The 8,306-nt window shown below is 67.5% G+C and carries 7 protein-coding genes and 1 pseudogene; 6 read left to right on the top strand and 2 right to left on the bottom strand.

Translation table 11 applies throughout. From position 1 onward, the window contains the following. The coding region (locus ACWDTP_RS35565) for a cytosine permease (RefSeq protein WP_450027918.1) at window positions 1-418 on the top strand (418 nt) is incomplete at its 5' end. 24 nt (window positions 419-442) lie between these two features. Here the strand turns inward: ACWDTP_RS35565 and ACWDTP_RS35560 are convergent. Next, a complete protein-coding gene (locus ACWDTP_RS35560; protein WP_450027917.1) occupies window positions 443-1,615 on the bottom strand; it encodes a pyridoxal phosphate-dependent aminotransferase in 1,173 nt (390 codons plus the stop codon). Window positions 1,616-1,731: 116 nt separating this feature from the next. Here ACWDTP_RS35560 and ACWDTP_RS35555 point away from each other — a divergent pair, with 116 nt between their 5' ends. The 5 genes from ACWDTP_RS35555 to ACWDTP_RS35535 all read left to right on the top strand — a co-directional run bounded on the left by ACWDTP_RS35555 (window position 1,732) and on the right by ACWDTP_RS35535 (window position 8,055). Next, window positions 1,732-2,472: an SDR family NAD(P)-dependent oxidoreductase gene (locus ACWDTP_RS35555; RefSeq protein WP_450027916.1), complete on the top strand. Its 741-nt coding sequence runs from the start codon at window positions 1,732-1,734 to the stop codon at window positions 2,470-2,472. Between the two features lie 21 nt (window positions 2,473-2,493). After that, entirely contained in the window at window positions 2,494-3,273 is a 780-nt protein-coding gene (locus tag ACWDTP_RS35550; RefSeq protein ID WP_450027915.1) for a helix-turn-helix transcriptional regulator, read from the top strand. 78 nt (window positions 3,274-3,351) lie between these two features. After that, window positions 3,352-4,467 carry an alkene reductase gene (locus tag ACWDTP_RS35545; RefSeq protein ID WP_450027914.1) on the top strand — a complete coding sequence of 372 codons (1,116 nt, stop codon included), beginning with the start codon at window positions 3,352-3,354 and terminating at the stop codon, window positions 4,465-4,467. 210 nt (window positions 4,468-4,677) lie between these two features. Next, window positions 4,678-5,889: an acetyl-CoA C-acetyltransferase gene (locus ACWDTP_RS35540; RefSeq protein ID WP_450027913.1), complete on the top strand. Its 1,212-nt coding sequence runs from the start codon at window positions 4,678-4,680 to the stop codon at window positions 5,887-5,889. A gap of 9 nt (window positions 5,890-5,898) precedes the next feature. Beyond that, complete coding sequence (locus tag ACWDTP_RS35535; protein ID WP_450027912.1) at window positions 5,899-8,055, top strand: 3-hydroxyacyl-CoA dehydrogenase NAD-binding domain-containing protein; 2,157 nt, start codon at window positions 5,899-5,901, stop codon at window positions 8,053-8,055. Window positions 8,056-8,125: 70 nt separating this feature from the next. On the opposite strand, the pseudogene ACWDTP_RS35530 reads toward ACWDTP_RS35535, so the two are convergent. Then, window positions 8,126-8,209, bottom strand: a pseudogene (locus ACWDTP_RS35530) (pyridoxamine 5'-phosphate oxidase); the annotation flags it as partial. Between the last annotated feature and the right edge of the window lie 97 nt (window positions 8,210-8,306).

Here is an 8,306-nt window from a genome sequence, read left to right as displayed (position 1 = left end):
CCGGCGCGCCGGCGGCATGATCGCCGCGGTGGGATCGGTGTTGATCACGCCGTGGAACCTGTACAACAACCCCGAGGTCATCCACTACACCCTGGAGACTCTCGGTGCCTTCATCGGCCCGCTGTTCGGTGTGTTGATCGCCGATTACTACCTCATCCGCAAGCAGAAGGTGGTCGTTGACGACCTGTTCACCATGGCGGAGTCCGGAAAATATTGGTACACCAAGGGTTACAACAAGGTGGCGGTGATCGCCACGGTGGCCGGTGCGGTGCTGGCCGTCGTCCCGGTACTGCTCGGCGGGGTGGTCGCGGGCATGCACACCGCCGCCCAGTACAGCTGGTTCATCGGCTGCGGCGTCGCATTCGTCGTGTACTACCTGCTGGCCCGCCGGGACGCGGTGGTCGCACAGTCGGTGTAGTGCCAGGTGTTATCTCGACCGTCGCTAAACCGGGCGCAGCACCTGCAGCCGCCGAATGCCTTCGTCGATGGTGTCATCGCGCTTGCAGAACGTGAAGCGCACCAGGTGATTCCACACGTCGGCATGCGGCGCGTCGGCATCGCAGAAGGCCGACATCGGGATCGCGGCCACGCCGGCCTTGTGCGGCAGCTCCGCGCAGAACGCGGTGCTGTCGTCGAAACCCAAGGGCCGCGGATCGGCGCACAGGAAATAGGTGCCGAAGCTGGCGTGGACCTCGAACCCGATGTCGTTCAGTGCCTCGGCGAGCCGATCCCGCCTGGCCTGGAACGAATCCCGCAGATCGGCCACCCAGCCGTCCTCGTTGTTGAGGGCATGGGCCACTGCCGGCTGGAACGGCGCGCCGCCGACATAGGTCAGGTACTGCTTGGCGGCCCGCACGCCGGCGATCAATTCGGATGCGCCGCAGGCCCACCCGATCTTCCAGCCGGTGGCGTTGAACATCTTGGCCGCGCTGGAGATCGTGACGGTGCGCCCGGACATGCCCGGATAACCGGCCAGCGGGAGGTGCCGGACCCCGCCGAACACCAACTGCTCGTACACCTCGTCGGTGATCACCAGCAGGTCGCGCTCGACGGCCAGCGTCGCGATCGCCCGCAACTCGGCGTCCGAGGCCACCGCGCCGGTCGGATTGTGCGGGGAGTTGAGGATCAGGGCCTTGGTGTTCGGTGTGACCGCCCGGCGCAGACCGTCGACGTCGATCGCGAACCCCCGGCCGTCGGCAACCATCGGGACCGCCCTGCGGATACAGCCGGCCATCGCGATCGCCGGCGAATATGAATCGTAGAACGGCTCGATCACCAGCACCTCCGAGCCCGGTTCGACCAGGCCGATGAGCGAGGCCGCGATGGCCTCGGTGGCGCCGACCGTCACCAGAACCTCGGTGTCGGGGTCGTAGTCGATGCCGTAGTGGCGTTTGCGCTGGGCCGAGATCGCCTGCCGGAGCTCAGGGATGCCCGGGCCTGGCGGGTACTGGTTGACGCCGCCGGCGATCGCGTCCTGCGCCACCTTGAGCATCGCCGCGGGACCGTCCTCGTCGGGGAAGCCCTGGCCCAGGTTCACCGCGCCGAGGCGGGTGGCCAGCGCCGACATCTCCGCGAAGATCGTGACGGCGTAGGGCTGCAGGCTTCTGACGGTCATGGATGTCGAGGGTAGTCGGGCCCGAGGTGGCGAACGGGCCCGCCGGTCGGCATTCCTCGCCAAAGGGGTAGAGCGTATACCTGCCTGTTCCGCCCTGATTGCGATGTGCTGGGCTCATGACACACACAGACAGCACGATCGCCCTCGTCACCGGAGCCAACACCGGGATCGGTTTCCACCTCGCTCAGCAGCTTGCCCGCGCCGGGCTCCGGGTGCTGTTGGGTTCCCGCGATCCCGGGCGGGGATCCGCGGCCGTCGACAAGCTGGCCGCCGAGGGGCTGGAGGTGGAGTTGGTGGTCATCGATGTCACCGATGACCAGACCGTCGCCGCAGCCGGCGGCCAGATCGCCGACACCTACGGGCGGTTGGACCTCCTGATCAACAATGCGGCGATCGTCGGCGACGGATTGCCGTCGTCGAAAGTGGGCCGGGCCGCATTGCTACGAACCTTCGACACCAATGTGGCCGGTGTCGCCGCCGTCACCAACGGCATGCTGCCGTTGCTGCGGGCGTCGGCGCGGCCGCGGGTGTTGAACGTGTCCAGCGAGCTGGGTTCCACCCGGTTGGTGAACGACCCGACCTGGCCGTACGCGGGGGTGGCCGCGGCGGCCTACCAATCCTCGAAGAGCGCCCTGGACATGCTCACCGTGATGTACGCCAAAGAACTTGCCGGCGAGGGTATTTCAGTGGTCTCGGTCAGCCCCGGCTACCGTGCCACCGGACTCAACAACGGCGAGCCCATGCAGGGCGCAGGCGATCCCGCGGAGGGCGCGGCCGGGATCGTGGCGATCGCGCTCGCCGAGGAGTTGACCACCGGGCAGTTCCGCAGTGACCAGGGAGAACTCGTCCCGTGGTGAGAGTCGTGCCAGTATCGGAGTGTGGACGGACGCGCGGCGGGCAGGTATCTGCGGGCCGTTCGAGAGGGTCGTGATCCCGAGGATTTCGGATTCGGCGCGGCGAGTCGCCGCACACCGGGGCTGCGACGCGAAGAGGTCGCGCGGTTGGCCCACATCTCCGTCGAGCACTACACGAACCTGGAGCGCGGCCGCGGTGCGGGACCGTCAGATCAGGTGGTCGGGGCCATCGCGGACGCATTGAGGCTGGACGACGATGAGCGGCGACACCTTTTCCAACTTGTCGGGCGCGCCGTCCCGTGGGGCGGCGAGCCGAGTATGGAGGTCACTCCGAGTGTCGCCAAGCTGGTGGAGGGGCTGGGCACCACGGCGGCGATCGTGCTGAGTGCGCGTTTCGACGTCCTCGCATGGAACTCACAGGCGGTGTTGCTGATGGAGGACTTCGGTGCCCTTGCGCCGTTGGAGCGCAATGTCGCGCGGCGGCACTTTCAACCCCCGGCGGGGATGACGCCGCACTACGGAATGAGTCGTGCGGAGGAGTTCTCTCGCATCGTCGTGGGTCAGTTGCGCGCCACGCTGGCCCGCTACCCCCGAGATGAGCAGACACTCAAGCTGATCGCCGATCTGCGCAACGACAGCACGGAATTCGTCGCGTTGTGGGACGACGACGCCGTCGTCCCCAGCGCGCACATGATCAAGCACATGGACCACCGTGACCTCGGCCCGCTGACGCTCGCGTGCGACATGCTCCAAGACCCCCACCGCGATCAGAGCGTGGTGATGTTCTCGATCATCTCGGCCTGATCCGTCGACTACCGAAGCCGGATGGGCGACGCGCGTTTTGGCGGCGGTCCGGGAATGTTTGGGCAGCCGATAACGCTTATGGCGATCGTGACCGACAAACTCGACGCCGACGCCGCACTGCTGCGGCCCATCCAGGTGGGTGACACCGCCGCGACCAACCGTCTGTTCATGGCGCCGCTGACCCGGTCGCGCGCCGACGCCGACGGCACCCCGTCGCCGCTGGCCGCCGAGTACTACTCGCAGCGCGCCTCGGCGGGGCTGATCATCAGTGAGGCCACGGCTGTCGCTGAGACCGCCAACGGCGCCTACATGAACACCCCCGGCATCTACACCGACCGGCATCGGGCCGCCTGGGCCGAGATCGCCGACGCCGTACACGCCGAAGGCGGCAAGATGTTCGTCCAGCTCTGGCACGTCGGCCGGATGGCGCATCCCGAGATCAGCGGGGCGGAGGCGGTCGCCCCGTCGGCGATCGCCGCCGACATGCTCACTCACACCCCCACCGGCAAGAAGCCGCTGGAAACACCGCGGGCCCTGGACATCGACGAGATCCCGGCGATCGTCGCGGACTTCCGGGCCGCCGCACGCCGGGCGGTCGATGCCGGGATGGACGGTGTGGAGATCCACGCCGCCAACGGCTACCTGTTGCACGAGTTCGCCTCCGATGTGGTCAACCAGCGCACCGACGCCTACGGCGGTTCGCCGGAGAACCGGGCCCGGTTGATCGCCGAGGTCGTCGAGGCCGTGGTCGCCGAGGTCGGAGCCGGACGGGTCGGACTGCGCATCTCACCCGGAAACCCCGCGGGCGATATGCGCGAGCGCGACTCCGTCGGAGCCTACGAGGCGCTGCTGAACCGGATCGCCCCGCTCGGTATCGCCTACCTGCACGTGCTGATCGACCCGGGCTCGCCGACGTTCGGCGTGATCCGGGCGCTGTGGTCGGGCACGTTCGTGCTCAACACCGGCCGGGAATCCGGTACCGATTTCTCTCAGCTGGAAAGCTACGCACAGTGGGGCGCGATCAGCGCCGCCGCGGTGGGCCGCACCTTCCTGGCCAATCCGGACCTGATCGACCGGCTGGTGCTCGGCGCCGAGCTCAACGAGCCCGACGTGGCCACCTTCTACGCGCCCGGCCCGGCGGGCTATATCGACTACCCGACGCTCGACGAGGTCGAGGAGTCCACCTCGGCCTGACATAGGCGCGGTTTTCTGCGTCTGGGTCGTTGTTCCCCGCGATTGACAACCCAGGTGTAGAAAGCGGTGCAGGCCCGCCACCTGTTCTAGGAGATGCTGAGCACAGCCCAACCAACGGGTTGGGTGAGGCTGCTACGCTGCCGTTCAGAGGACTGTGCCCGGGACGGGGGCGGTTCCACCATCAACCTGAATAGGACCTGGAGCAAAAACATGTCCGAAGAAGCCTTCATCTACGAGGCGATCCGTACGCCGCGTGGCAAGCAGCGCGGCGGTGCCCTCAACGAAGTCAAGCCCGTCAACCTGGTCGTCGGTCTGATCGAGGAGATCCGCGGCCGCTACCCCGACCTGGACGAGACCCTGATCAGCGACGTCATCCTGGGTGTGGTGTCCCCGGTCGGCGATCAGGGCGGCGATATCGCCCGCACCGCGGGCCTGGTGGCCAAGTTGCCCGAGACCACCGGTGGCTTCCAGCTCAACCGTTTCTGCGCCTCCGGCCTTGAGGCCGTCAACCTGGCCGCCCAGAAGGTCCGTTCCGGCTGGGACGACCTGGTGCTGGCCGGTGGTGTGGAGTCGATGAGCCGCGTCCCGATGGGCTCCGACGGCGGCGCCTGGGCGTCCGACCCGGAGACCAACTACCGGATCGGCTTCGTCCCGCAGGGCATCGGCGCCGACCTGATCGCCACCATCGAGGGCTTCTCCCGCGAGGACGTCGACGCCTACGCCGCCCGGTCGCAGGAACGCGCGGCGGCGGCCTGGTCGGGCGGCTACTTCGCCAAGTCCGTGATCCCGGTCCGCGACCAGAACGGCCTGGTCATCCTGGACCAGGACGAGCACATGCGGCCCGGTTCCACCGTGGAGAGCCTGGGCAAGCTCAAGACCGCGTTCGACGGTGTCGGCGCGATGGGCGGCTTCGACGATGTGGCGCTGCAGAAGTACCACTACGTCGAGAAGATCAACCACGTCCACACCGGCGGCAACAGCTCGGGCATCGTCGACGGTGCCGGCCTGCTGCTGATCGGCTCCGAGTCGGCCGGCCAGAGCCAGGGCCTGACCCCGCGGGCCCGCGTCGTGGCCACCGCCACCAGCGGCGCCGACCCGGTCATCATGCTCACCGGCCCGACCCCGGCCACCCGCAAGGTGCTGGACCGCGCCGGCCTGACCGTCGACGACATCGACCTGTTCGAGCTCAACGAGGCCTTCGCGTCGGTGGTGCTGAAGTTCCAGAAGGACCTCAACATCCCCGACGAGAAGCTCAACGTCAACGGTGGCGCCATCGCGATGGGCCACCCGCTGGGCGCCACCGGCGCCATGATCACCGGAACCATGGTCGACGAGCTCGAGCGTCGCGGCGCTCGGCGTGCGCTGGTGACGCTGTGTATCGGCGGCGGCATGGGTGTCGCGACCATCATCGAGCGGGTCTAGGAGAAACCAATGGCTGAGAACACCATTCAGTGGGACAAGGATGCCGACGGCATTGTCACCCTGACGCTGGACGACCCGACCGGTTCGGCCAACGTGATGAACGAGCACTACAAGGAATCCATGCACAACGCCGTAGAAAAGCTTGTGGCAGAGCAGGATTCGATCACCGGTGTGGTCATCACCAGTGCGAAGAAGACCTTCTTCGCCGGTGGCGACCTCAAGGGCATGATGAACATCGGGCCCGACGACGCGGCAGAGGCGTTCGAGATGGTCGAGACCATCAAGGCCGACCTGCGCAAGCTGGAGACCCTGCCCAAGCCCGTGGTCGCCGCGATCAACGGCGCCGCGCTCGGCGGTGGCCTGGAGATCGCGCTGGCCACCAACCACCGCATCGCCGCCGACGTCAAGGGCAGCCAGATCGGCCTGCCCGAGGTCACCCTTGGCCTGCTGCCCGGCGGTGGCGGCGTCGCCCGCACCGTGCGGATGTTCGGCATCCAGAAGGCGTTCATGGAGGTCCTGAGCCAGGGCACCCGGTTCAACCCGGCCAAGGCCAAGGACACCGGCCTGGTGGACGAACTCGTCGGCACCGTGGACGAACTGGTCCCGGCCGCCAAGGCCTGGATCAAGGCTGAAGTCGATCGACACCCGGAGGGCACAGTCCAGCCGTGGGACGTCAAGGGCTACAAGATCCCCGGCGGCACCCCGGCCACCCCGGCGCTCGCCGCGATCCTGCCGTCCTTCCCGGCGCTGCTGCGCAAGCAGCTCAAGGGTGCGCCGATGCCGGCACCGCGGGCCATTCTGGACGCGGCCGTCGAGGGTGCGCAGGTCGACTTCGACACCGCCAGCCGCATCGAGAGCCGGTACTTCACCGCGCTGGTGACCGGCCAGACCGCCAAGAACATGATCCAGGCGTTCTTCCTCGACCTGCAGGCCATCAACGGCGGCGCATCGCGCCCCGACGGCATCGCCAAGCAGGAGATCCGCAAGATCGGCGTGCTGGGCGCGGGCATGATGGGCGCAGGCATCGCCTACGTGTCGGCCAAGGCCGGCTACGACGTCGTCCTCAAGGACGTCACGCAGGAAGCCGCCGACAAGGGCAAGGCGTACTCGGAGGGCCTGGAAGCCAAGGCACTCAAGCGGGGCAAGACCACCGAAGAGAAGAGCGCGGCGCTGCTCGCCAGGATCACCCCGACCGCCGATCCCCAGGACCTCAAGGGCGTCGACTTCGTGATCGAGGCCGTGTTCGAGAACCAGGACCTCAAGCACAAGGTGTTCCAGGAAATCGAGGACATCGTCGAGCCCAACGCGCTGCTCGGCTCGAACACCTCCACGCTGCCCATCACCGGTCTGGCGACCGGCGTGAAGCGCCAGGAGGACTTCATCGGCATCCACTTCTTCTCACCCGTCGACAAGATGCCGCTGGTGGAGATCATCAAGGGCGAGAAGACCTCCGACGAGGCGCTGGCCCGGGTGTTCGACTACACGCTGGCCATCCGCAAGACCCCGATCGTGGTCAACGACAGCCGCGGCTTCTTCACCAGCCGCGTCATCGGCACCTTCGTCAACGAGGCGCTGGCCATGCTGGGCGAGGGTGTCGAGCCGGCCTCGATCGAGCAGGCGGGTTCGCAGGCCGGTTACCCGGCGGCGCCGCTGCAGCTCTCCGATGAGCTCAACCTGGAGCTCATGCACAAGATCGCCGTCGCCACCAAGGAAGGTATTGAGGCCGCCGGTGGCACCCACGTGCCGCACCCGGCCGAGGCCGTCGTGGAGAAGATGATCGAGCTCGGCCGCCCGTCGCGACTGAAGGGCGCCGGGTTCTACGAGTACGCCGACGGCAAGCGGACCGGTCTGTGGCCGGGATTGAAGGAGACCTTCAACTCCGGTTCGGCGGATATCCCGTTGCAGGACATGATCGACCGCATGCTGTTCGCCGAGGCGCTGGAAACCCAGAAGTGCCTCGACGAGGGTGTGCTCACCTCGACCGCGGACGCCAACATCGGCTCGATCATGGGTATCGGCTTCCCGCCGTACACCGGTGGCTCGGCCCAGTTCATCGTCGGCTACCAGGGTGAGCTCGGGGTCGGCAAGGCGGCGTTCGTCGCCCGCGCCAAGGAACTGGCCGCCCGCTACGGCGACCGGTTCAACCCGCCCGCGTCGCTCACCTGACAGCGCGACCAGACACAAAGCTGCCCCTTTCCACGCGGAAAGGGGCAGTTTTGTGTCTGCTCGGCCAGGGTCAGCCGGGGTTCGAGTACACCCGGGTGGGATCGATCAGCACCGCGGCCCGGCGCTCCTCGCGCATCACCCGGTCATAGGTGTCCCTGCAAGGCATTCCCGCGTCGTGCGGCGTACGCCGAGTTCACCCGCCCCGGCTCTGCAAAAAGGCCGTTATCGCGTCCACGATACGGGTGGCCATC

The organism is Mycobacterium sp. NPDC003449 (assembly GCF_053588415.1).
The sequence above is the reverse complement of the archived record's forward strand: the minus strand, read 5'-3'. Positions and strand labels throughout refer to the sequence as shown.

Bases quoted from the DNA above. Each gene is read 5' to 3' on its own strand.
- ACWDTP_RS35545 (WP_450027914.1), top strand. From the start codon at position 3,352: ATGGCGATCGTGACCGACAAACTCGACGCCGACGCCGCACTGCTGCGG.
- ACWDTP_RS35535 (WP_450027912.1), top strand. From the start codon at position 5,899: ATGGCTGAGAACACCATTCAGTGGGACAAGGATGCCGACGGCATTGTC.
- ACWDTP_RS35560 (WP_450027917.1), bottom strand. From the start codon at position 1,615: ATGACCGTCAGAAGCCTGCAGCCCTACGCCGTCACGATCTTCGCGGAG.
- ACWDTP_RS35540 (WP_450027913.1), top strand. From the start codon at position 4,678: ATGTCCGAAGAAGCCTTCATCTACGAGGCGATCCGTACGCCGCGTGGC.
- ACWDTP_RS35555 (WP_450027916.1), top strand. From the start codon at position 1,732: ATGACACACACAGACAGCACGATCGCCCTCGTCACCGGAGCCAACACC.